This is a genomic window from Candidatus Acidiferrales bacterium, assembly GCA_035515795.1.
In the GTDB taxonomy this organism is placed as follows: Bacteria; Bacteroidota; Ignavibacteria; order Kryptoniales; family JAKASW01; genus JAKASW01.
Genome location: DATJAY010000036.1, coordinates 24,173 through 49,281, shown reverse-complemented (window position 1 = coordinate 49,281; position 25,109 = coordinate 24,173). Strand labels below are relative to the sequence as shown.

18 protein-coding genes, 1 tRNA gene and 1 other RNA gene are annotated in these 25,109 nt (G+C 47.6%); 16 read left to right on the top strand and 4 right to left on the bottom strand.

Annotation, left to right across the window (positions count from 1 at the left end; genetic code table 11):
- Nucleotides 1-44: 44 nt before the first annotated feature.
- The 5 genes from VLX91_15660 (at nt 45) to VLX91_15640 (ending at nt 11,080) form a co-directional block, all read left to right on the top strand.
- The gene (locus VLX91_15660) at nt 45-2,639 is read left to right on the top strand and encodes a T9SS type A sorting domain-containing protein (GenBank protein ID HUI31645.1); all 2,595 of its coding nucleotides are present in this window, start codon (nt 45-47) and stop codon (nt 2,637-2,639) included.
- Between the two features lie 178 nt (nt 2,640-2,817).
- Nucleotides 2,818-5,514 (top strand): TonB-dependent receptor, encoded by a 2,697-nt coding sequence (locus tag VLX91_15655; GenBank protein HUI31644.1) that lies wholly within the window; start codon nt 2,818-2,820, stop codon nt 5,512-5,514.
- A 24-nt stretch (nt 5,515-5,538) separates the two neighbouring features.
- Complete coding sequence (locus tag VLX91_15650) at nt 5,539-8,679, top strand: hypothetical protein (protein ID HUI31643.1); 3,141 nt, start codon at nt 5,539-5,541, stop codon at nt 8,677-8,679.
- A gap of 12 nt (nt 8,680-8,691) precedes the next feature.
- On the top strand, nt 8,692-9,726 hold the full coding sequence (locus VLX91_15645) for a PorV/PorQ family protein (protein HUI31642.1): 1,035 nt from the start codon (nt 8,692-8,694) through the stop codon (nt 9,724-9,726).
- A 55-nt stretch (nt 9,727-9,781) separates the two neighbouring features.
- Nucleotides 9,782-11,080, top strand: a complete 1,299-nt coding sequence (locus tag VLX91_15640) for a T9SS type A sorting domain-containing protein (protein ID HUI31641.1) — start codon at nt 9,782-9,784, stop codon at nt 11,078-11,080.
- A 367-nt stretch (nt 11,081-11,447) separates the two neighbouring features.
- Here VLX91_15640 and VLX91_15635 read toward each other — a convergent pair whose 3' ends face one another.
- Complete coding sequence (locus VLX91_15635) at nt 11,448-12,047, bottom strand: ester cyclase (GenBank protein ID HUI31640.1); 600 nt, start codon at nt 12,045-12,047, stop codon at nt 11,448-11,450.
- A gap of 318 nt (nt 12,048-12,365) precedes the next feature.
- Between VLX91_15635 and VLX91_15630 the strand changes: the two genes are divergently transcribed.
- Nucleotides 12,366-12,854, top strand: coding sequence for a hypothetical protein (locus VLX91_15630; protein HUI31639.1), 489 nt, complete (start codon nt 12,366-12,368; stop codon nt 12,852-12,854).
- Nucleotides 12,851-13,390: a hypothetical protein gene (locus VLX91_15625; protein ID HUI31638.1), complete on the top strand. Its 540-nt coding sequence runs from the start codon at nt 12,851-12,853 to the stop codon at nt 13,388-13,390. Before VLX91_15630 ends, VLX91_15625 begins: the two co-directional genes overlap by 4 nt.
- 360 nt (nt 13,391-13,750) lie before the next feature.
- Here the strand turns inward: VLX91_15625 and VLX91_15620 are convergent.
- Nucleotides 13,751-13,826, bottom strand: a tRNA-Phe gene (locus tag VLX91_15620).
- 129 nt (nt 13,827-13,955) lie between these two features.
- Between VLX91_15620 and VLX91_15615 the strand changes: the two genes are divergently transcribed.
- Entirely contained in the window at nt 13,956-14,909 is a 954-nt protein-coding gene (locus VLX91_15615; protein ID HUI31637.1) for an LD-carboxypeptidase, read from the top strand.
- A 48-nt stretch (nt 14,910-14,957) separates the two neighbouring features.
- On the opposite strand, the gene hutI is transcribed toward VLX91_15615, so the two are convergent.
- On the bottom strand, nt 14,958-16,184 hold the full coding sequence (gene hutI, locus VLX91_15610; GenBank protein ID HUI31636.1) for an imidazolonepropionase: 1,227 nt from the start codon (nt 16,182-16,184) through the stop codon (nt 14,958-14,960).
- Nucleotides 16,181-16,873, bottom strand: a complete 693-nt coding sequence (locus VLX91_15605; GenBank protein ID HUI31635.1) for an SIMPL domain-containing protein — start codon at nt 16,871-16,873, stop codon at nt 16,181-16,183. The genes hutI and VLX91_15605 overlap by 4 nt, the downstream gene beginning before the upstream one ends.
- A 155-nt stretch (nt 16,874-17,028) precedes the next feature.
- On the opposite strand from VLX91_15605, the gene VLX91_15600 reads away from it, so the two are divergent.
- The 8 genes from VLX91_15600 (at nt 17,029) to VLX91_15565 (ending at nt 24,997) form a co-directional block, all read left to right on the top strand.
- Entirely contained in the window at nt 17,029-19,278 is a 2,250-nt protein-coding gene (locus VLX91_15600; GenBank protein HUI31634.1) for a S9 family peptidase, read from the top strand.
- Between the two features lie 58 nt (nt 19,279-19,336).
- Nucleotides 19,337-19,702, top strand: coding sequence for a response regulator (locus tag VLX91_15595; protein HUI31633.1), 366 nt, complete (start codon nt 19,337-19,339; stop codon nt 19,700-19,702).
- Entirely contained in the window at nt 19,699-19,965 is a 267-nt protein-coding gene (locus VLX91_15590; protein ID HUI31632.1) for an Hpt domain-containing protein, read from the top strand. Before VLX91_15595 ends, VLX91_15590 begins: the two co-directional genes overlap by 4 nt.
- Before the next feature lie 7 nt (nt 19,966-19,972).
- Nucleotides 19,973-20,338, top strand: a transfer-messenger RNA (tmRNA) gene (ssrA, locus tag VLX91_15585).
- Nucleotides 20,339-20,553: 215 nt separating this feature from the next.
- Nucleotides 20,554-22,053 (top strand): trehalose-6-phosphate synthase, encoded by a 1,500-nt coding sequence (locus VLX91_15580; GenBank protein HUI31631.1) that lies wholly within the window; start codon nt 20,554-20,556, stop codon nt 22,051-22,053.
- A complete protein-coding gene (locus VLX91_15575; protein ID HUI31630.1) occupies nt 22,031-23,143 on the top strand; it encodes a mechanosensitive ion channel family protein in 1,113 nt (370 codons plus the stop codon). Before VLX91_15580 ends, VLX91_15575 begins: the two co-directional genes overlap by 23 nt.
- Nucleotides 23,140-23,790, top strand: coding sequence for a DUF5752 family protein (locus VLX91_15570; protein HUI31629.1), 651 nt, complete (start codon nt 23,140-23,142; stop codon nt 23,788-23,790). The genes VLX91_15575 and VLX91_15570 overlap by 4 nt, the downstream gene beginning before the upstream one ends.
- Nucleotides 23,777-24,997, top strand: coding sequence for a glycosyltransferase (locus VLX91_15565; GenBank protein HUI31628.1), 1,221 nt, complete (start codon nt 23,777-23,779; stop codon nt 24,995-24,997). The genes VLX91_15570 and VLX91_15565 overlap by 14 nt, the downstream gene beginning before the upstream one ends.
- The last annotated feature ends 112 nt before the right edge of the window (nt 24,998-25,109 follow it).

Below are 25,109 nucleotides of genomic sequence, written 5' to 3'. Positions count from 1 at the left end.
ATGCAAGCCGTAAACATTCAACGAAACAAAAAGGAGATGATAGTGTGAAAAGGGTCATTCTACCCGTTCTCTTTGCTGTCATTGCATGGTCTTCCGCGGCTTACGCCCAAGAAACTATGATTGATAGCCTTAGCAATATTGCTGCAGATTCGAATTTTGTGTGGGCAGCAAACGTCGAGGGCGGCCATAGCTCTTTTGTCTGGGCTCAAGATGCTGTAGACAAGCCCACAGGTTTTGCCGCGTCGCTTGATATCAAGACAAAGATTGATTCGCTGCATGCGTGGGGAAGTTTCTCTCAACTTATCTATAGACTGCCCACCGGACATTATATGGACTTTAGCTCGAGCGATACACTAAGACTCTGGGTGAAAATTATTAAAGCTCCGTTATTCCCTCAGTACATGTCGTTCAGGATTCAGCTTGTCGATCAAGATAATGCCGGAGATCCATTGGAAACTTTCATCTATCAGAACGATTCAGTTCTGGATGTGGTTAAGGGCTGGTACCAGCTTAAGATTCCTCTGCATGAGATCAATTCGCAAAGTGGTACAGTTGCTCCCGGCGACAGCGGCTTTGTTGAGGCTCCGTACAATTGGGGAGGCTTCACATGGAATAATCATAAATTGGACATAGCTAATATAGTCGGGTGGAACATAGTGATGGTAACAACGACCACCACTCTCACTCCGAATCCACCGACCGGTTACACCAATGTGCCTTTGGATTCGATCGAGGTCAAGTATGCCGGCTTTGACAGAACCGGAAACAGGCCAGTTCCGATCACGTTCTTCAATGGCCTTGGTCTCCCAAATAGTGAATCCACGTTCACCTGGGGCGGTTCCACTTTCAGTCTGGAAACTGGGAATGGTCCGGTTGCGAACACGAACTCGCTGCATTGGGTCACTGCTTCCGGATGGAATGGAGCAGGCTTCAACATCGGTCCGCTTGCAGGAGCGAGCGCCGGAGGTCCATTTCATATGTCCGGCGGCTGGCCTGTAGACAGCCTGAAGTTCATGTACAAATCGGATGCAGGCGCGGATACCGTGAGAGTCCAGTTTGAATCTAGATTGAATGGCACATCGACGGTTTCGAAAGTCAGCACTAAATTCCAGCCTAACGGCGACGGCCAATGGCATCAATTCATTTATCCGCTGCGAAATTTTGTGCCGCAGGATGGAACCACAGGTTTCAATGCGGACAGCGTTCTGGTCCTGCAATTCATTTGCGAGAACGGTGCCGGTGTTGCTGGAAAAAACATTTATATATCAAACATATGGACGGGCAACCCGCCGCATCCGGTGCCTCCTATAGCGCCAACCGGAATTGCTGTGGTGACAAAATCGAATTACTCGAACATAATCAGCTGGAATGACGTCCCTGGACAAACCGGTGAGACTTACAATGTCTACTTCTCGACCTCACCGATAACGAATATTGATTCCTCTATCGTTGATGTTGCCGCCACAGGTGTTGCGCATGGGACCGACTCATACACTCACTTGCTTCTGGCTCCTCTGGCAGATCAATCGGTTACTTATTATTATGCCGTTGTTTGCAGAAGCAGCGACGGCCTTCTTGGCACACCCGCAGTATACAGTGCTGCGGTTACAAATACGGCAAAGGGTATCCCGTCGATTTCTCCTCTCTGGAAATTGAGCTCGCAATTCAACTTTGCAGCAGATGGCGATATCAGTGAATGGAAAAATGCCGGGATTGAACCTTTCAGATTGTACGTAAGTGATGGCAGCGGGACGCCTGTCACCGGCAGCATAATATCAAGCGACACTGTAAGCTCCGGCGACATTTATGTTGCGATGGATAAGACATATTTGTACATCGCAGGTCACATCAATACAAACAACATTGTCTTTAACTCATCGCAGTCTTCCTGGCTGAACACATCGACGGACATATTTCTTGGTTTCTATAACTGGCACGGGATGCCGCATAGCGCCCTGGAAGGCGGCCCGGAACCTGATTATCATTTCAGATTTGCAGAAGATCGTGTGATAATCGATAACAAAGGAACGGATTCGCTAGTAACCCCGGGTCAAAATTACTATTGGGGACAAAGACTGGTGCCCGATCCTCTTGATGGATACAATTTCGAAGCGAGAATATCGTGGACCGACATAGCACACAAACGAAATGGCGGTTACAGTGGCACCGACAGCGTGTTTGCTCCTCAAGTTGGTGCGAGGATTCCGTTCGATGCGGAAATTAATAGTGTCAGTTCAGGCAATACGTCAAGGAATGGGCAACTCGATTACTCAAGTCTCGCTCATGGTAATTCGTATCAAAACGTCGCCGTCTGGTCATACACATGGATCGGAGACAAGATGACACTCGGAGTCAAGCAGGGCGGGCAGATACCCAATACATATTCCTTGCTGCAAAATTATCCGAATCCTTTCAACCCGACCACAACAATTCAATATTCGATAATGAAGCCGGGTTTAGTTACACTGACTGTGTACAACGTGCTGGGCCAAAAAGTGGTTACGCTGGTTAACGCTATTCAGACAGCTGGCAGTCACGCTGTCATCCTCGACGCTTCCAAACTTTCGACGGGCGTCTACTTTTATCGGATCAAGTCTGGTTCATTTGAAAACGTAAAGAAAATGCTTCTCCTTAAGTGAAATCAGACACGATGTACGGTCCGTCTCCGTTGTGGGGACGGACCGTATGAGTTATACTTTGAGTTCTTTTGGTTTCTTACTTTCTCATGGTTGTAGATAAATGATCATGTGTAATTGTAATGATAGGTGTGTAATGAACACAGGATGCTTTCTTACGAATTTGCGTGGGGTATTAATTGTGTTATTTTTCTTGGCGGTGCTCCACGACAGTTCATTTGCCGGGACTACAGGGAAATTAGCAGGCAAGGTAACGGATGCTGAGACCGGCGAGCCGGTGGTCGGTGCGACCGTGCTTCTTCAAGGGACCACTATGGGTGCTGCAACTGACGTCAATGGGTACTACTACATCGACTACATTACACCTGGAGATTACACTGTGGTGATCAGCGCCGTCGGATATCAGAAGGTAGTAGTGAAGAGCGTCCCTATCAAAATCGATTTGACTTTTACTCTAGACATGAGAATGAATCAAGAGACGATAAGTTCCAAAGAGGTTGTCGTAACTGCGCAACGGCCACTCGTCCAGAAGGATTTGACCTCTACCTCAGTCACGGTTTCATCGGACCAGATTAGTAAGATGCCTGTCGAAAGTGTGAGCCAGATAATCGGTTTGCAGGCGGGAGTGGTCGGAGGCCATTTCAGGGGTGGACGTTCTGATGAAGTCGGCTATTTGGTTGATGGACTGCCGGTGACCGATCCCTTTAATGGCTCGCTGCCTCTACAGGTAGATAATTCGACTATCAGAGAGATAGAGGTTATTAGTGGAACTTTCAACGCAGAGTACGGTCAAGTGATGTCGGGCATCGTAAACATCGTTACGCAGGACGGCACACAAAACTTTCATGGATCACTCTCCGCTTATGCGGGGGACTATGTCACAACTCATACCGATCTTTTTCCCGACGTTGGGAAGTTAACCACCTTGAGGACGAGAGACTATGAATTTACTTTGAGCGGTCCGTCAGTAATTCTCCCCGAAGTTACCTTTTTTGCAACCGGGAGATATTATGATGACCCCGGATACCTTTACGGAACCAGAATATACAACACTTCTGACAGGTCACCGTTTCCATTGATTGATCCAAGCGGCAATGACATTCTCGACCAAAACGGAAATCCAATTTACATTATGCCGCATACGGGTGATTCGACTTACGTCCCGATGAACCCGTCCCGGATGTATTCCATAAATGGGAAGCTGACTTACTCACTTCTTTTATTAAAATTCTCGTATAGTTTGTTTTATAATAATGATTGGAACAAATATTTCAGTGAGGCATGGAAATGGACTCCGGATGGACTCATGAACAACTATATGAATAATTGGATACATAGTTTTCAGATTAGTCATGTCCCTTCGGCGGACATCCTTCAGACTCTTAAGTTTGCCGTGAATCGATACGACTATCGCGGCTACGTTTACGCCGATCCTTATGATACACGTTATGTCGATCCAGCACAAGGTTCTCCACTTTCATCTTATACTTTTCAGTCGGGTGGACAGCAGTCGGGACGATATGAAAGAGAGACGATTGAAAGCATTGTCAAATGGCAGCTTGACGATCAAGTTTCTAAAAATCACAAGATTGGAGTAGGTGCTGAGCTTGATTGGTACAAACTCTATGACCATGAATACACTCTCATAAGTCCTGCTACAGGGACGGGCTTGGATTCTGTTTACAAACCAATGTATCTCCAACTGGGAAGCATAAGCAGTCAGGATCCGGCCGGCAACCAGCTCTATGCGAGGTACCCCATTCAGTTTTCGGCTTACTTTCAGGACAAGGCTGAGTACGATATCATGATCATAAACGCGGGATTGCGCTTCGACTACTTCAAGCCAAACGCAAAATATTTATATGATCTGAAAAATCCATTGAGAGATCCAAACTTCTCCAATGCTGGTAAAATGGTCAATGCCTCCGCGAAAACGCAGGTCAGTCCGCGGCTCGGCATATCTTTTCCCATTACCGATAAAGGCATTATCCATTTCTCATATGGCCATTTCTTCCAGATCCCGAGTTTCTCAAACTTGTATGATAATCCCGGAGAGTTGGTTCTGGAAACGGGCGGCCTGACAAGCATAATGGGGAATCCTGATTTGAATCCTCAGAGGACGGTGATGTATGAGATTGGACTCCAACAGGCTCTAGCAGCTGATCTCTCTTTGGATTTTACGGTCTACGACAGAGACATAAGAAATTGGCTTGGCATGGAAATAATAAATACATACCAGGGTGTAAACTATGCCCGGTTCATAAACAGGGATTATGCGAACGTGAAAGGTTTCATAGTCACGCTCGACAAACATTTTTCAGCTTTCTTCAGCGCAAAGTTGGATTACACATTTCAATTAGCGGAAGGAGACGCTTCGGACCCGATGTCCGTATTCTATAATAATCAAAGCAGTCCTCCCATAGAGACAAACAAAATATTTGTTCCACTCGATTGGGATCAGCGTAATACCTTGAACATCGAAATAGATGTTGGACCGGCTACCGATTGGACTGTCGGACTGATATTCAATTATGGCTCCGGCTATCCGTATACCGAGGATGTGCGGGTTTCGCAGGGAATACTCTTCGACAATAATGGCATGAAACCCCCTACTTACAATGTTGACCTGAGAGCTCAGAAAACTTTTAACGTGGGAGGAATTGGTTTGAATCTCTTTCTACTGGTTTACAATCTGCTGGACATAGAGAACGAATACGGTGTGAACGCGTATACAGGGCGAGCCAACGACCTTCCCATTCAAGATATTACTTCCGCGGGGACAATTATAGGACTTAACACTCTTCAGCAATACACAAACGATCCATCAAGCTACTCGGCCCCCCGTTCCCTTCGCATCGGCTGCAGCCTGGATTTTTAGACAAATCGATTGGGAGAACATAGAATGAAGTCTAGATTGTTAACCGCACTGCTCTTGGTTGGAGCATTTACCGATTTTGCTGCTGCACAGATTGATATCGGACAGGAGGATCCGCGTGTGCCGCTTTATCGCGCCGATTCATTGGGGAATTATCGATATCGAAGACAGGGGATAATGGTGGGAAACAGAATAAACACGTTGTACTATAATTATGGCGAAATTGGATATTGGGAATTTGCTCCATCGATCGAATGGCCGGCCGGCACCGGTCATAACTATTTAGATGGAACCGCCGTACTCATTGGTGCTAGAGTTACAACTCCCGCTGGTCAGAGGATTACGCCACTCGTCTCGGCTTACAGGGAAGAATACAGTCAGGATCCTGTCACAGGTACGCCGTGGGGATTGGAACCTGTACCGGGCTATGCAAATCCAAGCGGCACAAGCCCGGCTGTAGATGCCAACGGCAACTACAATAACTCATTGCCGTCCATTTGGCCGGCGGCGCTTGGGCTGGACCCATCGTGGAATGGAAAGTGGTATGGTTATTTTGGCAAAGGTGTTTCCAATGCGGATTTCGAAACGTTCTTTGTCATGGATGACGCCCAGGACAAAAAATTTACATTACCTCCGTTCAATTATTATCCTGTAGCAAGCGATTCCGAGAGAGGCGGTTTGGGCTTGCGCGTAGAAGTGCGTGGTTTCCAGTGGTCCCATGTCTTGGCAGAGGACGTCATCTTCTGGCATTATGACATCGTCAACATATCAGATCATACTTATGACAGCACTGCGTTTGGTTTTTATGCCGATCCAGGTGTAGGAGGAGCAAATTCGACCGAGCCGGCAAACAGCGCTTATTATAACACCTTGTTAAATATAGCATACACGTGGGCCCCATCGGGCATAGGAAATCCCGGTAACTACAAAACCGGCTACTTGGGATTTGCTTATCTCGAGAGTCCGGGGAATCCTTTCGACGGTGTGGACAATGACCATGATGGCATGATCGATGAGCGAAGAGACGATAACATCGACAACAATCATAATTGGGTGCCATACACTGATCTAAACGGAAACGGGACATGGGACTCGGATGAACCCCTGAATGATGATGTTGGTGCCGATGGATTGGGTCCGTGGGATCCCGGTTATACAGGTCCCGATGTTGGAGAAGGTGATGGACTACCCACGCACGGCGAGCCGCACTTCGACGCTACGGACAAAGACGAATCTGACCAGATTGGACTGACGTCGGTAACTCTGGGAACTCTTGCGGATAAATCAGCGAACGGTATGTGGCCGAAGAATGACAATGTGATGTGGAAGTCTATGAATAATGGTTTCGTGGATACTACAGTAGCAAACACCAATATTCAGATGGTCTTTGCTTCTGGTCCATTCATTCTCGGAAAGGGTCTGAGAGAAAGATTCTCCATAGCATTGATTATGGGGAACGACCTCGATCAACTGCTGTTTCATAAACGGACTGTTCAAGCAATCTATAATGCAAATTACAATTTCACCAAGCCGCCTTATAAGCCAACTGTGCATGCCGTCGCAGGAGACAGGAGAGTCTATTTGTATTGGGATAATATTGCCGAACAATTCAGGGATCAGTTTCTCGGCGATCAGAACAACGACCCGCGGCAAGGTTATAGAAAAGCTTTTGAAGGATATACTGTATATAGAAGCGAAGAACCCCAATTCGAAGATGATAAGTTGATAACAGACTCTCAAGGTGAACCGACCTATTACAAACCGATTGCCCAATTTGATCTAGTAGATTCATTATACGGCCCCGATCCGGTCGGAATAAATGGCGCGCGTTTCTGGAGAGGCAGCAACAGTGGTTTACAGCACTCATATGTGGATACTACAGTCGAGAATGGGAGAACTTACTTTTACGCGGTGTGCTCTTATTCAATCGGTGATTCAGCCTATGACGTAGTCAATGGAGTACCTACTGGTTTGCAGCCTACTGAGTGCTCGAAGATCATCACGCAGGATTATTCGGGCAACATAACTTTTGTGGACCAGAATTGTGCTGTGGTTACTCCGAATGCGCCAGTCGCGGGATACGTTCCGCCTCAGGTGGTTGGGAACCTGGATAGGGTCGCCAATGGCCTGGGAACAGGCTCGATTAGTGTGCAGGTTTTGAATCCAGGCGCGATATACGATGGGGCCCAATACCAGATCATTTACACTGCGCAGGGAACGGTTCCGAACTATACGACGACGTCATATCTTATTACCAGAAGCGACAGCGGCATGGTAGATACTCTGCAGAGAAATGTCGATGCGACAGTCTTTGGCAGCACCGTCTACAGCGCTCCTTTCGACGGAATGGTTTTTTCTTTCAACAACGACGTCATGGTTTCGGTGAACGATTCATCAACCGGGTGGTATGGCAGCAAGAGCAATTTAAACCTTGCCGTTATCAGATATCCCAGCGGTGGCGTTGCGTGGCCTACGGATTATCAGATCGAGTTTTACGACCACCCGGTCGACACGGTTAAATCATCGACCGTAAATATTCCGGTCAATTACCTGATCACGGATCTGAGCAGTGGCCAGAAAGTTGCGACCATTATAATTGATAATGACGGTTCACACTCGCTGACTCTCGGAGACGACATAATCATGACACAGCTCGAGGCGCCAAGCACCACGGTACGAACTTGGGAAATCCATTATCAGGGACCCATGAATCCCGCGATTGCTCCAGTTTATCCTCAGGCGGGAGACAAGTTCATGATTCATACGAAGAGGCCCTTTGCCAACGGCGACTATTTTAGTTTCACGACAAAGGCGATGTCGGTAAATAACACTGTGGCCAACAAGTCGCTGTCCAACATCTCCGTCGTCCCGAATCCTTACATCGCAGCGGCCCCCTGGGAACCGAGATCCCTTTATCCTACCGGCCGCGGCACACGACAGATAAGCTTCATAAATCTTCCGGCAAAATGCACAATCAGGATATATACGATTGCGGGTGCGCTGGTGAAGACTCTACGCAAAGATGATTCAAACTTGAACAATGGCGGCGCGACGACGTGGGACTTAGTCTCCGACGATGGAATGGATATCGCCTATGGTGTGTATCTCTTTCATGTGGATGCACCCGGAATTGGCAATTACATCGGCAAATTTGCCATCATAAAATAGCGGAGAATGAAGATGAAAATTGTAAAGACGGTTGAATTGTTGATGGTAATCCTGATTTCTTCGACTGCTTTTTGCCAGAGTGATTTCATTTCAAACGTTTCAAAAAGAGGAACCACTGCCGCTTCGTTTCTTGAGATTGGTCAAGGTGCAAGAGCCGCTTCTATGGGTGGCGCGTTTGTTGCGGTCGACAACGACTTGAGTGCATTCTATTGGAACCCGGCAGGATTGGCGAAAATGGATGGCATCGACGTCATCTTCGACCATACGAACTGGTTGGCAAGCGTTGCCTACAACTATCTCGCGGCTTCTTATAACCTGGGTGGAATGGGAACTGCGGGGTTTAGTTTTATCGCGTCGGATTACGGTGACATGAAAGTCACCACCGTCGATAATCCGAATGGCACAGGGCAATTGTTTACGGCTACGGACATCGCCTTTAGTCTGGGCTATGCGATAAACCTTACCGACAACTTTGCCATAGGATTCAATCCCAAAATTATCTACCAATCCATCTGGGAGGCAAGCGCGACCGGCTTTGCAATGGATCTGGGGATCCTTTACAAAACACCTTTTGATGGAATCGTACTGGGAATGTCTATATCGAATTTTGGGACGAAAATGCAAATGCAAGGTCAATCCCTTTTGGTTACTTATGATCCTGATGTTAATACGACCGGAAATAACGGCAAGATCCCCGCTTACCTCGGGACAGATGCGTGGTCGCTTCCGCTGAATTTTCGAGTTGGTCTGGCGTACAGTCCCATCTCCACTGATATGCATCAATTGACACTGGATGTTGATGCGATCCATCCGAACGACAATTATGAGAGCGTGAATGTCGGGGCTGAATATGTTTTTGACAATCTGATTGCGATCAGAGGCGGATACAAGTCCCTTTTTCTGAGAGATTCCGAAGAATCGTTTACACTTGGCTTCGGTTTAAAACACGCCCTCATGGGTAATGTTGCGTTTTCCTTTGACTATGCTTATCAAGATTTCGGCAGGCTGACATATGTGCAGCAATTTAGTCTCGGGATCAGCTTTTGACTGAACGGTGATATGAGATGTTTACAATCGTATCAAAAGAAACTTGGATGATGAAATGAAAAAGTATTTTTTCCTTTCGATTCTTTTGTGTGTCGCGTCATTTTTTCCCCGGACTGTGTTCGCACAATGGACAAAGACAGTGCTCCCTGATCCACCTTACGGCCATGGCGCCCTGCCAGGTCGAGTGAGTTGTCTGGCTACAGACAGCATGAACGTTTTTGCAGGGACTCTCGGCGGTAATGTCTACAAGTCCAGCGACAACGGGAACACTTGGGTTTGTATAGATTCCGGATTGACAACCTCCGACATCACTTCGATCCTTGCGACAGGCGGTATGTTGTATGTCGGATGCTATGGGAACATTGCTAACGCCACTTACGGAATGCACGGGTCGGGAAGCGGCGTTTACATTTCAACGGATCAGGGTACAAACTGGAAGAAAGCCGACAGTTCTCTGGCGGACACGAATATTTATACCTTTGCCAGGATTGACTCGGTCGTATTTGCAGGAACATGGGGAGGCGGCATCTACATGTCGTCGGACAGCGGAGACTCCTGGGTCGAGGCCAATAACGGGTTGACAAATTCATATGTCCGCACGATTGCATCTGATGGGAAACGGATTTTTGCAGGGACATGGGGGGACGGAATCTTTTATTCGGATGATTATGGTCAGAGCTGGACTCAGAGCAATCTAGGAATAAATAATTTGTTTGTTTACAACATTCTGGTCGATAGTCCAAATGTCTACATGGGGAATACGGAAGGGGTGTACTTTAGCAATGACGACGGATTCAGTTGGAGTTTGAGAGACTCGGGATTGACGACGACGTACATTAACACCTTTGTTATTCTTAATCCTGATCTGTTTGTTGGCACGTCAGGGCAGGGAGTTTTTGTCTCTTTGGATAACGGTACATCTTGGACCGCGATCGATACAGGATTAACTGACGGATACATTTATTGCTTTGTGGAAAACGGCTCCAAGCTATTTGCCGGTTCGTCGAACGGAGAGATTTGGAGTTTGCCAATTAGCGCGATGATGGCGAAAGTGACGGACATCAGGAAGAAATCCCAACAAGCGATGCCCGGTAAGTTTTCCCTTTCCCAGAATTATCCTAACCCATTTAATCCGACCACAGTCATTAGCTATACTGTTCCGGCCGATGGGATGGTGACCCTGACGGTGTACGACGCGTTAGGACGCGAGGTCCGGACTCTCGTCAGCGCAAATCAGACCGTCGGGCAATACAAGGTTACTTTCGAAGGCACACGAGTTGCAAGCGGAATGTATTTTTATCAGTTGAGATGTGGGACTTACATTTCGACAAGGAAGATGCTGCTGATGAAGTAAGGTATCAGCTTATAGTTTTTCATCTAAGTCCTGCCATACGAACTCATGGCGGGACTTTTTATTCTGGTCACCAAATCATTACCACGGCGGGGATCACTCTGCTCTACATTATACACGAGTAACCAAAACGTCACCGGTGATCGTACAAGAAGTAAAATATTTGCCCAAACGCCGAAAGAAGTGTGACCAAGATGAAATGGAGTTGAGTGTCTTGTCAAAAAGGATATCAAATGATTCAGGGTCTGGCAGCGAAAAGACCGATTACCGCGAATTTGGCGGACAGGGGCAGAATTTTCCTCGCCTAAGAAGGTGGCATGTCTACGAAAAAAGTGCCGGACCCTAGAATAGTAAATCAGGAGACGAAGGATCAGACTTGAAGACCACGGGCAAGCCGCTTGCTTCGGATGAATCTGACGGTTATGAAAATCAGAATTGGTAACGCAAGAAGAACACCTATCAGGAGCCACTTCAAGTGCGACACCACTTGATTTATGATTCGTAATCGATCGTATGAAGTCCATTCTTCACGAATTTTCCCATCGACAATACGCCACACTGTGATACCTCGTAATTCGAGTTTTGCACCTGTCGCAGGTATTCCGTCTGCAGCAGCGGTGTTCGTGCCCCGCGCTGTCCACACGACCGTGACCAGATCACTATCCGCATAAATCAGATCCACCGTCATTGTAAGATCAGGCACAGCCTTCTTCTCCCAGCGAGCTGCCGCCTGATCCTCTTCCAATCCAGCAACCCTGTGCAGCCCGTGATTGACGAAATCCTTTGCATAAATTTCATCTGCAACGCCGAATTTTCCTTGATTAAGTATCTCTTCAAACACCCGCATGGCCACTGCTTCATTCTTGCTCTGCGTTGAAATTGCGGCCGGTGGCGCTGCCATCTGACCAGTTGCAGGCGACATTGATAAATGCATGAACGCCGTAATCACAAAAGCCAAGATTCTCTTCACGTTATTCATTCAACATTACGATCAAAACTGATAAGATGTTTCACAAGTCTACATGCTTGTTCTTATCTTTGACCTATTCCCCCAAGAAGTGATTCGGTGTTAATTTAATATTTTCACCGACACAGAATCACTAGCTTATCATTGGTGCATCAATTGGGGGCAGATCACCATGAAAAAGCCAATTGTCTTCTCATTGTTAGGGGAAGGCATCCTGATCTTGGGGCCGATTCTCAATTTCACTTGCATCCTTCTTTAACACTGCCTACATTTCTTTTACAAGATCACAGCTTTTTGTTCTACAAAATCAAAGGAACGAGTATGATCCAAATATGGGATAATTACTTGAAAGGGCATGTTGTGGTATTCGTGACTAGCCTGTCTTCATTATTAGCGGCCGGGTGTTCTTCACTGACACTTGAGTCCGCGAACTTTTCGTGGCCCATCGAAAATGAGCTTAAGGTCGATGCGGGTGGTATGATACAAGAAGATCGTTACCGCATTTCTTTCAATGTCAAACCCCTGCTGTATGAAGAAACAAATGACTCCGTCAATGTCAGCGGTCGTTTGATCGATATCATTCGAGATGTACAAGGGTATTATTACCTTACCGGGCCACAGTTCAAAAACGTATATGTGTTCCGACAGGCTGAGGGTTGTCTTGTACTCGAAAATAAAATAGCGGTTTCAGAAGATGGGCTTTTGTCTCCTGGATTTAATCAAAGGACCCTTTTCATTGAATTAGTCGACGGCCGCGACAAACCGATCATGCTTACAAAAGATGGAGGCAAGAAGGAGAATACGAAATGAGATATCTCGCGAGTGCATTGAGCGTTATTTGTGGTGTCACGTTTGCTTTTGTTTCCATGGGTACGGCTCAAGTCAAATTGGACTACTCAATTGTAGAATCGTTCGAGTCAAAGTGCAATGACATAAGTGAATCAATCAAGAAGGCCGCAACTGTTCAGGAATGTGGAGCGGTCAGTGCCGATATTGATAGGCTTGAAAAAGACTTTGCTCCGGATACAGTATTACTTAATGACGCACTGTACCCTGATAAGTATGATAAGTGGATCAGTGAGCTTCGTTTTGAACTTCACCTTTCTCAGGATAAAATGGGCATCATCGAAACTCAAGGTTCACACATTGGTGATTTAGCAGAACAGGTCCGGATATTGTCTGGAAGGGTCGACAGCATTGCAATTGACGACAAGAGATTAATGTCATCGATCAATGTAATGTCAGCCGCATTAGCAAAAGTCACATCAACGCTTGATTCACTCACGAATACCGTCGGAAGACTTCAACCGAAGGGATCGACTCGTCAAAGCCGCAAACCAAAATGAAGTGGAAACAACATGGTTGGAACGGATATCCTCTGCTTCATAACGACTGGTCACTGTGACCCGCCCCATACTATGTACCAATGATAAGTTGGTGATCGTGTACAAACCGCTGGCGGAAGGCCGACCCCTCTGTATCCTCTTATAATATCGCAAGAATAAAAGCGTAACCAGAAAATACCGCAGCCTTTCGTGAACCATCAAAATCGGCGCGCCGTGCGTGACTCGAACATGCAACCCCCGGCTTAGAAAGCTGATGGTCTAACAGCATAATGTAGGAGAGGTTCGTGAAAGTCATTTGTGCCATAATGCACTGCAGAAAGTCAACTACGTCTCAACCACCCTGACTAAAACCCGCGAATTTGGTGGACAGGGGCGGAATTGAACCGCCGACACACGGATTTTCAGTCCGTTGCTCTACCAACTGAGCTACCTGTCCGATCAAGAAAGTCTTTTTAGTGCAATAATATAATTTTGCGGGCCTAATTCTTCAAGCTGAAAATCCTTTTCATAACAAAATTTGCATTTTCAACACTCGCAAGGTTATTTTCATTTAGGCGCTGATAGAATGAACGTAATCAAACCACCACGACTTAAGAAAGGTGATCTCATTTCGATAATCTCTCCTGCGAGTGCGCCTCTTGAATCGGAAAAGGTGCATAGTGGAGCGAAGTATTTTGAGTCATTGGGTTACAGGGTAACTATAAGCAAAAACGTCTTTAACGTAGAAGGCTACCTCGCGGGCACTGACGAAGAAAGAGCTGAAGACATAAACCAGGCATTTTCCGATAGAAACGTGAAGGCGATCATCTGCTCGCGCGGCGGCTATGGTACACCTCGCATACTCGACAGGATCGATTATGGAACGATACGGAAGAATCCCAAAATCCTTGTCGGATATTCTGATATCACAGCATTGCAGCTTGCCATCTTCAAGAAAACCGGCATGATAACATTCAGCGGTCCCATGATGGCAGTTGAATTTGGTGTGGGGTTCGGCAAAAAAGTCGACTCGTTTACGGAGGAGAGGTTCTTCGAAATGATTACGAGCCATAAAAAAACCGGCGTCGTAAAGAGCCACAAAGATTATCGGCTTTCATTTCATGGGAAAAAGAAATCCCATGGAAGGCTCTTGGGCGGGAATTTATCTCTGATCACATCGATCCTTGGTACCGAATATGTCCCGGACTTTTTCGGCGGCGTGCTTCTCCTTGAGGAGGTCTCGGAGGAGCCGTATTCGATCGATAGAATGTTAACCCAGCTTCGTCTTGCGGGGATCCTGCGAGGCGTCTCGGCTTTTGCGCTCGGCCAGTTTACCAATTGTGCTCCCGAGGAGCCTGACAAGCCTCATCGAACCCTGGAAGAAATATTCAGGAAAGATTTACTTTCCGATGGAAGAGCATCCGTGACGAACATCCCTTACGGCCACCTGCCTATGAAATTGACTCTGCCGATTGGGACGCTCGTTTCAATTGACCCCTTGAAAAAGAAGTTTGCAATTGACGAACCTGCCGTAAGCTGAAATCTCGGGCATGATGAGCAGCAGGCAGATAAATTTTATCTCCTACACTTAAGGGAATTCGAGAACTATCCCTCGTTTCACAACTTTCTCGATTCTGTTCTCAGTAAAGTGGTACGGAAGATATGCGTAGTCTTTTGCATCCACAATAAGGACATCAGCCTGCTTTCCCACCTCGATGCTTCCCAATACGTCCGACAGCCCGAGGGCGGCGGCAGCGTTGATTGTCGCGGCATTCAGAGCCTCCTCGACGGTCATTGAATTGAAGCAGATCGCCAGCCACATGGTCGTCTGCATATTATCGACCATCGAGGTGCATGGACCGAAATCACTGGCGATTGCAATTGCACAATCTTGGTCGATCATTTCTCTTGCCGGCGCAGGTCTGGCTCGAAGGTAGCAGGACGTGGCCGGTAAGATCACCCCGACGGTATCGCTCCGCGAGAGAAGTTCGATTTCATCCGAAGAAATTTTTTCGATGCAGTCGACTGATGTTGCACCGAGTTCGACGGCAAGTTTGACCCCGCCGCTTGTGGAACTTGAGCCCGTGTGCATCTTCAACTTGAAACCTTGGTCGCGGGCAACAGCGAGAATCTTTCTTGCATCCTCAGCTGTAAAACCTTCTCTATCGCAGAAGACGTCGCAGAAGTCCGCGAGTCTTTTCTTGGCAATGTAAGGAATAAGTTCCTCCGTCAAAATATTCATGTAAGCGTCATGGTCGTGTTCAGGTAGAATTACATGAGCGCCGAGAAATGTTACGACTATGTCAGGGATTAGCTCAGCTTCCATTTCTCGAATAGCTTCGAGGAGTTTTATCTCGTTCTTAAAATCGAGCCCATAACCGCTTTTTATCTCGACGGTCGTGGTTCCCCATTTCAACATCTTGTCTAATCGGCGTTCGGCGTGAGTACGAAGATATGACTTCGATGCCTCGCGCGTCTTTCTTACGGTCTCCAGAATCCCGGAGTTGTCGAATGTGGTTTCAAGGGGGACCGTCGTTTTTGCACGCAGCGCAAATTCGTGTTCCCCCGTGCCTGCAAAAATTCCGTGAGTATGTGGATCAACAAATCCCGGAACAAGGATTTTTCCGGAAACATCAAGAACATCACAGTCCGAGTCCGGCGTAATCTTCCCGATCTTTTTTATTGTACCGTCCTCAATGTAAATATCCACGCCGGATAGGATTCCGACATCATTCATTTCTGAACCGCGTTTGAATCGCTTCGCGTTGCCGGAACACGTGACAACCAGCTCGGGATTCTTCAGAAGGAGATTCACCTAGCCGAATAGGTAACTGTGATGGATGCCGAAACGGTAACATCCGAGGCATTCAATGATGGGGCCGCCGCTATCGATTCCATTCGCGCGCCGTAAAATGGCACAGGAGGACGGGAGATGGAAGTAGTCATGGTTTTCACTTTCAGGTCTCTGAGATTCTCTAACTTTGCGATTGCCTGAGCCTTCTCATGTGCCTTCTTAACCGCGTCTTCCAGAGCAGCGGTCTGCAGGCTGTCCTGGTTTTTCGCACGGAACTCGATCCCATTAATGGTAACTCCTTCTACGGAAGTAATCTGAGCGAGGAGTTTGTTGAGTTGCGAGAGAGGCACCGAGAGTGTCATGAGTGCAGACACCTGATAATAAATCGGCGTCGTCTGGTCGGGATTTTTTTCATTGAAAGAAGGAGTTATAGACAATTTTCCCGTCTTCAACTCCTTCGAATCGATCAATTCACCGAGAGAACTCTGAAGAGCTCCGTAAGTGCTCGCGTAATGTTTGAACGCGTCCGTCGCGAGCTGCTGTCTAGATACTATGGCGAGATGGAACTCTGCTATATCAGGTTCTGCAGAAACGGTTGCTTCTGCAGAGACCGTTATTTCTGAATTGATCTCAGTCCTTGAGGATTCGGTCTGTGAATAACTTGTTCCGGCGACGAACAGTGAAATGAAAAGAAAGGGAAGTGGTTTCATCGTTTTCTCCATTTTGTACTATTTATGAAACGACGGCCGAAAATTCAAATGCCGATGTCGGTTGCATTTGAACCGGAGTCTGTATGCTTGAGTATTCCCGCAGCTTCTTTTAAATTGTGCCATCATTACAGATGAAAATCGGGAGAGAAGGAGTCATGAAGAACCATAGTCTGTGTACCATGTTACTTCTGGTTGTCGCGATTCCGTCGTTTGCGGACGCTCAATCGAAAAAGGCCTACGCAAACATAGAGGAAGCGCTTCGTTCAACCTCAATACTGACGGGAAAATCCGGACCGAGAAGCTTGAACTGGATCGACGGAGGCAAGCAATATTCGTACATTGCGACCAACGATTCAACAAAACATGAAGAGATTCGCTCATTCGATCCGGGGACTGGAAAGGATGAACTTGTGTTTGATGCGCAAGGATTGACTTTTCCCGACACGAATAGACAATTTGAATATCAATCCTTTCAGTGGGCGCGAGACTCGAAACATATTTTATTCCAGACGAATTTCAGAAAGATTTATCGGAGGTCCGGGATCTCGGATTATTATGTTTATTCTTTAGATAACAAGGAGTTAAAAGTCGCCGCCAAGAGTGCGAGGACGGCAGAATTATCTCCCGATGGTTCCATGGTTGGATATGAGCGCGGTGGGAATATGTTTGTCTACGATTTCGCTTCGAAGAAGGAAACTCAGTTGACAAACGACGCGACCGGAGAAATTTTCAATGGCCATTACGATTGGGTCTATGAAGAAGAATTCGGTCAGGCGCAGGCATGGAATTGGTCGCCTGACGATAAGCACATCGCTTACTGGCAATTCGACGAAAGTCCGGTCCCCGAGATACAGATCTCGAATTATGAAGGACTCCACAACGAATGGGAGAAGATTCCTATACCGCAGGTCGGCGATTCGAATCCCAGAGTTCGGATCGGAGTCCTCGATGTAATGACGGGGAAGAATATAAGGCTGGATCCTGGTGAAAACGGAGATTTTTACATTCCAAGAGTTTACTGGACCAGCCAGCCGAATATACTTGCCATGATCGTTCTCAATCGGGCGCAGAACGACCTCAAGCTTTATTTTTTCAATGTGACTGACGGTAGCCGGCGGCTGCTCATGGAGGAGAAAAATAACACGTGGGTTGCAATTTTTAATTTTTACACAAACGTGAATGACATGATGTTTCTTCCCGATAAGATACGCGAGTTCTTCTGGGTCTCAGATAGAAGCGGTTACTATCAGATTTATCGATATGACTATAATGGTAGGTTGCTGAACCGGGTGACGCAGGGGAATTGGGACGTGATAAAAGTTTTGAGGATAGATCCGGACAAGAAAATTATTTATTACACATCGGCTGAAGCTTCTCCCCTGGAAGAAAACATTTACTCAATCAATTTCGACGGAACAAAAGAAAAACGTCTGTCGAAAGCATCCGGATTTCATGCTTTCGATTTATCGCCTAACTGCAATTATTACATCGACACCTATTCGAATGTCGGGCAGCCGCGTCAAGTTGAATTGTGGAGCACCGACGGAAAGATGGTCAAAAAACTGGAAGACAACGCTTCGGTCGGCGAATTTGTTCAAAGTCACGAATACTCCCCGCGCGTGCTTTTCAGTTTTACAACGTCCGATTCCGTCAAGTTAGATTGTTCTATGATTAAGCCGATCGACTTCGATTCGACGAAGAAATATCCGGTCATAATGGCGATTTACGGAGGACCGGAATCCCACGGCGTGTACAACTCTTTCGATGCCTCCGGATGGGACCAGTGGCTGGCGCAAAACGGCTACATCATCGTGAATGTGAATAACCGCGGCAATGCAAACTACGGAAGCGCATTTATGAAAGTCGTGTATGATAATTTAGGTTATTGGGAAAGCCGCGATTTTGTCGAGACGGCGCGTTACCTCACATCACTTCCTTACGTCGATTCAACAAAGATGGCGATCATGGGGACGAGTTATGGCGGTTATAGCACTGTCTTCACGATGCTGACGCATCCCGGAATATTTAAAGTTGGAATAGCAAATTCCCCTGTGACTGATTGGCGACTGTACGACGATATTTACACCGAACGTTACATGGGACTTCTTTCCCAAAACGACTCCGGGTACATCAGAAGCTCCTGCATGACTTACGCCGACAGCCTCAAAGGTAAGTTGCTTGTCGTTCATTCGATGATGGATGATAATGTTCACCCGATCAACACGATGCAGCTCCTGACGGCCTTGGAGAATGCCGGCAAAGATGTAGACCTCAGGATTTTTCCGCCTGGCGCCCACGGTGCAGTTTACAGTTCCGTCACTTACCTCTTGCTGCTGAAAACTTATGATGAGTATCTTAACCTTTATCTCAGGGGCAACTGCGGAAAGTCAGATTTGGATCAATGAGTCGGATTTCTCGTGATTGCCTTTGCATCTCGCGGTTAGTATATTCTATGTGTAACCCATGAAAGATATCTTGGTCGTCGACGACAATGCGATAAACCGCCAGCTTGCCGTATACCTGCTCAAGAAAAGCGGCTATAATGTTTATGAGGCCGATTCCGGGAAGCAAGTTTTCGAATTTCTCCAAAAACAATCGCCGGATGTCATTCTGCTTGATATCCAGCTCCCTGAAATAGACGGCGTGGAGGTTCTGAAGCAGATACGAGAAAACAGGTCGACGAAAGAAATCAAGGTCATCGCTCTTACCGCTTACACGATGCGTGGCGACAAAGAGAGATTTGAGGCAGCTGGGTTCGACGGTTACTTGCCGAAGCCTATCGAACCGAAAACTTTTGCGAACCAGATTCTAGAGATATATAACTCTTGAGCAACGACGAGGGTTTTGAACATCTGAAAACTCTGTTCCATGACGACATGGCAGAAAAAATAAAGGCGCTGCAATCGGCAGTCGTAGATTCAAACTGGGATGCCGTCGGCAGGTTATCTCATCAAATCGGCGGCACGGCGAAATCGTTCGGTTATCCTGAAATTTCAACGATGGCGCATGAGCTGGAACGATCCGTCCGCAAAATCAGTTTAGGTGAGGTGGCTGACTTGGTCAAGAAAATTTCAGATGCGCTTGTTCTTTGAAAAATTTGGGGATGATATTGGCATCGACGAGGATTCGGGAAGCGGTGAGTTGCGTGCCGAGGTTCTACTGGTGCCGCGTTAAAAAATCGGTAAAACTGTAAATGCGAACAATAACTACGCATTGGCTGCCTAATTAAAAAAAGGTAACCCGTCCATCCAAAAGTTCTGTCTGTCGGCTTTGGAATGGGCGTCGCTCAGGCAGGCTTTTCGTCTGAAGGTTCTCGGCGGTCGGACGAAAATATTCAGTCGAGATTGTCCCACATAGCTTTGCTTCGCAAGTAGTGTGGGATGAAATTTTTGGTCGAAGCTATGCACGTAGAGGCTCATCGAGTCCTATCTTCGGACCGGGGTTCGACTCCCCGCATCTCCACAAAATTTCGGACCGGGGTTCTGCGCCGAAGCCGCATTCGCCTCAGGCGGAGACTCCACGCATCTCTACTATTTCCAGAGGCGAGAAGTAAGAGTCGGGGACCAGAAATCCTGTCTCATGCTGTTGTCGCTTGCCTCGTGTTTTTCTTTTCATTTGCCGTTCCAGTTATTCTATCTGGTTAGTCTTGGTTTTCTCCGGCATGTTTTTATATTAACTATATGTGGACAAAGGATAGATTATCCGAGCTTATCCAGTCCAAGCTTGGCGACAGACTCCTCATTGTGGTTTCCAACAGGGAACCGTACGTGCATTTTTTTGATGGCGACGAAATAAAGTGCTACGTTCCGCCCGGAGGACTCGTTACTGCTCTGGATCCGGTGATGGAAGCAAGCGGCGGATACTGGGTTGCTCAGGCATCGGGTGAAGCCGATAACCTGGTGATCAACGGATCAAATGAGGTTGCGTGCCCTCCCGAGAACCCGAAGTTTACTCTGAAACGCGTGTTCCTTTCCAAAGAAGAAGAGACGGGCTTCTATTATAATTTTGCAAACGGCGGGATCTGGCCGCTCTGCCATGTTGCCTATGTCAGGCCGCGATTCGAACAATCCGACTACCGCATCTACAAAGAGGTTCAGGAGAAATATGCAGACGCCGTTGCAGATATCGTCGGGGACAGGCCTGCGTTCGTGTTCATCCAGGATTACCATTTTGCGAATCTTGCGAAGATGCTCAAGGAGAGGATTCGCAACGTGGTTACTGCACAGTTCTGGCACATACCGTGGCCGAATAGCGAAGTGGTACGAATTCTGCCATTCAAGGAAGAGTTGCTCGACAGTCTGTTATACAACGATCTCCTGGCGTTTCAGACCCAATATCATCTAATCAATTTCTTGGATACCGTCAACCGGTATCTCGAGTCGAGAGTCGAATACGACCTCTCGCGCGTAACGCGCGGCCGAAAGACCACGCTTGTCCGGGCATTTCCAATCGGTATTGATTTTCAGTACGTCTCCGACATGTCTTCAAGCGCGGGTATAGGAAACCTGAGAAACGAACTGGTCAAGAAGTACAGGCTGAAAGACAAGATAGTTGCCGTCGGGGTCGACAGGATTGATTACACAAAAGGAATCGCGGAGCGATTCCATGCAGTTGACAGATTTCTTGAGAAGAACCCTCAGTACCTGGGCAAATTCGTGCTCGTTCAATTAGGCGCCCTAAGCAGGATGCAGATTCCTGAATACAGGGAGCTCAATGACTCTCTGAATGAGTTGCTGGTCAGCATCAATCAGAAGTACCAGTTTTCGGGGTGGAAGCCGATAATGATGACACGGGCGAATCACTCCAAAGAGGAAGTGACCGCATGGAACGGCATCGCAAACGTAGCCATGGTTACGTCGCTCCATGATGGGATGAACCTTGTCGCAAAAGAGTTTGTGGCGGCGCGAAACGAACTGCAAGGGGCATTGATACTTAGCGAGTTCACGGGCTCTGCGAGGGAGCTGCCCGATGCGTTGCTGGTGAATCCTTATTACACTGACGGGCTGGCGGATGCAATAAAAACGGCGGTCGAGATGTCGCCCGATGAGCGTCAGAGAAGAATGAGCAAGATGAGAGAAGTAGTCGGTCATCAGAACGTCTACAGGTGGGCGGCAAAACTTTTGAGCGAAATATTCAATTTCGAGTTTGTAGAATATGGTGCTGACGCTGTCAATAATTGAGCAGCTCGTAGCTCCGTCAGCGATTGTTGCCGGCTCTCTCCTCTTCGGCTGGTTGTTCAAAAGGGTGGTGATGAGTCGCCTCGCGAAGCTGGCCGCACGAACGAAGTGGCGTTTTGACGATGTCGTGGTAGCGTCTGTCCGGAGCTCTATTATCCTGTGGTCGCTTGCGCTCGGGCTTTATGTATCAGTGCAGACACAAGATTTGCCGAAGGCAATTACGGAAGTTTCTTCAAAGATACTCGGCGTCCTCGTAATCTTTTCAGTTACTGCAGTAGTCTCTAATATCGGTACTGAGATAATCGAGTATTACAGATCGGTCATCGTCGGCCTGGCCTCTGCAACGACTCTCTTGAAGAATGTCATAAGGATTACGGTTTATTCGGTAGGGATTCTCATTATCCTCGATGGCTTGAACGTTTCCATAGCTCCGCTGCTGACGGCATTGGGTGTCGGCGGCATCGCAATCGGTCTCGGACTTCAGGAGACACTGTCAAATTTTTTTTCTGGCATACAGATACTCGTCGCACGACAGATTCAGGTGGGGAACTATATCCGGCTGAGCAGCGGCGATGAAGGCTTCGTCCAAGATCTCAATTGGCGTGCGACCGTCATCAGGACACTCTCAGGTAATCACGTCATTATTCCGAACAAGAGTATTGCGAATCTAATAGTGACGAACTACGAAAAGCCAAAGCCAGACATATCTATCGTTTTTAATCTCGGCGTAGATTATTCGAGCGACCTCAGGAAAGTAGAGGACGTTACGGTCGAAGTGGCGCGTGAAGTTCAGAGATCCGTCGAGGGGGCGCAGAAAGGATTTGAGCCGTTCATTCGGTTTAACGAGTTCGGCGATTCAGCAATTAAGTTCTCGGTGATTCTGCGCGGGAATACGTATGTTGACCAATATTTGATGAAACATGAGTTCATAAAACGGCTGAAGGAAAGATACGACAAAGAACACATCTCGATTCCATTCCCAATTCGCACGGTGCATCTGGACGATGCTAATGGGGAAGTCCGCCCGGACGAGGCGCCGCAGCCGTCCGAGAGAACAAACGGGCGGAAGGCTAAAAGGAAAAGGGCTCGATGAGCTGTGCTCCCTTCGAGTTCAAATCGAGATTGATTCTTACGGAAATGCTGGGGCGAAAAGCCGCTACTCTTCCGGAATTGGCGGACGGTATCCGGACGGTCCCCCTCTCATCGATTTACCACCACACCCACCGTTTCTTACAACAGCACCACTTTCTTTCTCCCGAGCCGCCGAATGATTTTGCGTATTGGGTGACAAATGAACTGAACGATGACGTGGCGGGCGAGAGACTCGCAAGCATCGACATTATGCAATTTACCCGGCTTGCCGACCTCAGGCGCCGTTTCCTTGAGCTACTGGACGACTATTTGAAATCGGCCGATCACAGCGTCAGTCAAAGGTCTCCCGAAGGTGAAGAGTTCCATTTCATGAGTTCCCGTATTTTTGTTGTCCCGACCGGGAAAGTTGCCCGCGACATAAATGAATTCAGAGAAGGTCTGATGACTGTCAGTATCCACTCGATTTACTTCCACATGTTCGAAGCGAAGCTCCGGCTCGAGAAAGGAGACAATGATTTTTCCATTTGGCTCCGTGAAGCGGGAAGGGAACGGGAGGCGAATTTGATTTCGCGGCTCGATCCCTACACTTTCACGCTCGAAGGCCTGAGAGCGAGGCTCTTAAGGATTGTTGGTCATGGCACAGGTTAGGGATTACATAGACATCGTCGGAAAACCCGTCATGGATGAGTTGTTCACTATCGGCGATAGGGCGCGTTCCCTGACTGTCCAGCACGTGAATTCCACCGCAGTCGGCGGAGGAGTGGCGGAGATACTCACGCGGCTCGTTCCGATGATGAACGAACTGGGAGTTCAAGCGAGATGGGACGTAATAAAGGGCGGCGAAAGATTTTTTACAATCACCAAGAAGATGCATAACGCTTTGCACGGAGTCAGTGAGAGTTTCACCGACGATGAGTGGAATCATTTTCTCGAAGTGGACCGGAACAACGGGCGATCCATGAATTTCGATAGCAGCGTGGTTTTCATCCATGACCCGCAGCCGATCGGGTTGGTTGAACAACGTTCTCACTTGGATAACAAATGGGTGTGGCGGTGCCACATCGACTTCTCCGAGCCAGAAGAGAACGTATGGCTGTTCTTGAAAGATTTCATAGAGCGGTTTGACGGGGCAATTTTCTCCGCTCCTGCTTTCAGCCGACCGTTAAAAACGAGACAGTTCTTGATTTCTCCGTCGATTGATCCTTTGAGTGATAAGAACCGTGATCTTGAAGAGTCTTATGTGAGCGACATTTTTGACAGATTTAGCATAGATCGAACCCGTCCGGTAGTGACGCAGATTTCACGCTTCGATTATTTGAAAGATCCTGTCGGTGTGATAAAAGCCTACAAGCTCGTCAAGCAGTATGTCGATTGTCAGCTTGTCCTTGCCGGCGGCGGCGCAACGGATGATCCGGAAGGTGATAGAGTCCTGAATGAGGTGAGGAATGCCGCCGAAGGCGATAAAGATATTTTTGTGCTCCTTCTTCCGCCATCGAGCGATCTGGAAATAAATGCCCTTCAAAGAGGGTCGACGGTCATCCTGCAAAAATCTTTGAAGGAGGGATTCGGGTTGACAGTTGCGGAAGGGCTTTGGAAATCGAAACCCGTAATTGCATCTGCCGTCGGCGGGATCCCGCTGCAGATCAAGCACAAATATAACGGAATCCTGACCCACAGCATCGAAGGAACCGCATACTGGATCAAGCAGCTGATCAATGATTCGGCATTTGCAGGTGAACTCGGAAGGAACGGCAGGGAACATATCAGGCAGAATTTCTTGATTACCAGGCATCTGCGCGACTATCTTTTACTGTCGCTATCGCTGTTCTATGATAAGGATTTAGTCTATCTGTAGATTTCTCATGTCGGGCACGGACGCGCGATGTAACAAAGTCAGAGAGTCAGGGCGCTTCATGAGCCTTCTCTTCCTTTGAGCCCGTGTGCCTTTGTCACTTTCTGCCTTTCAT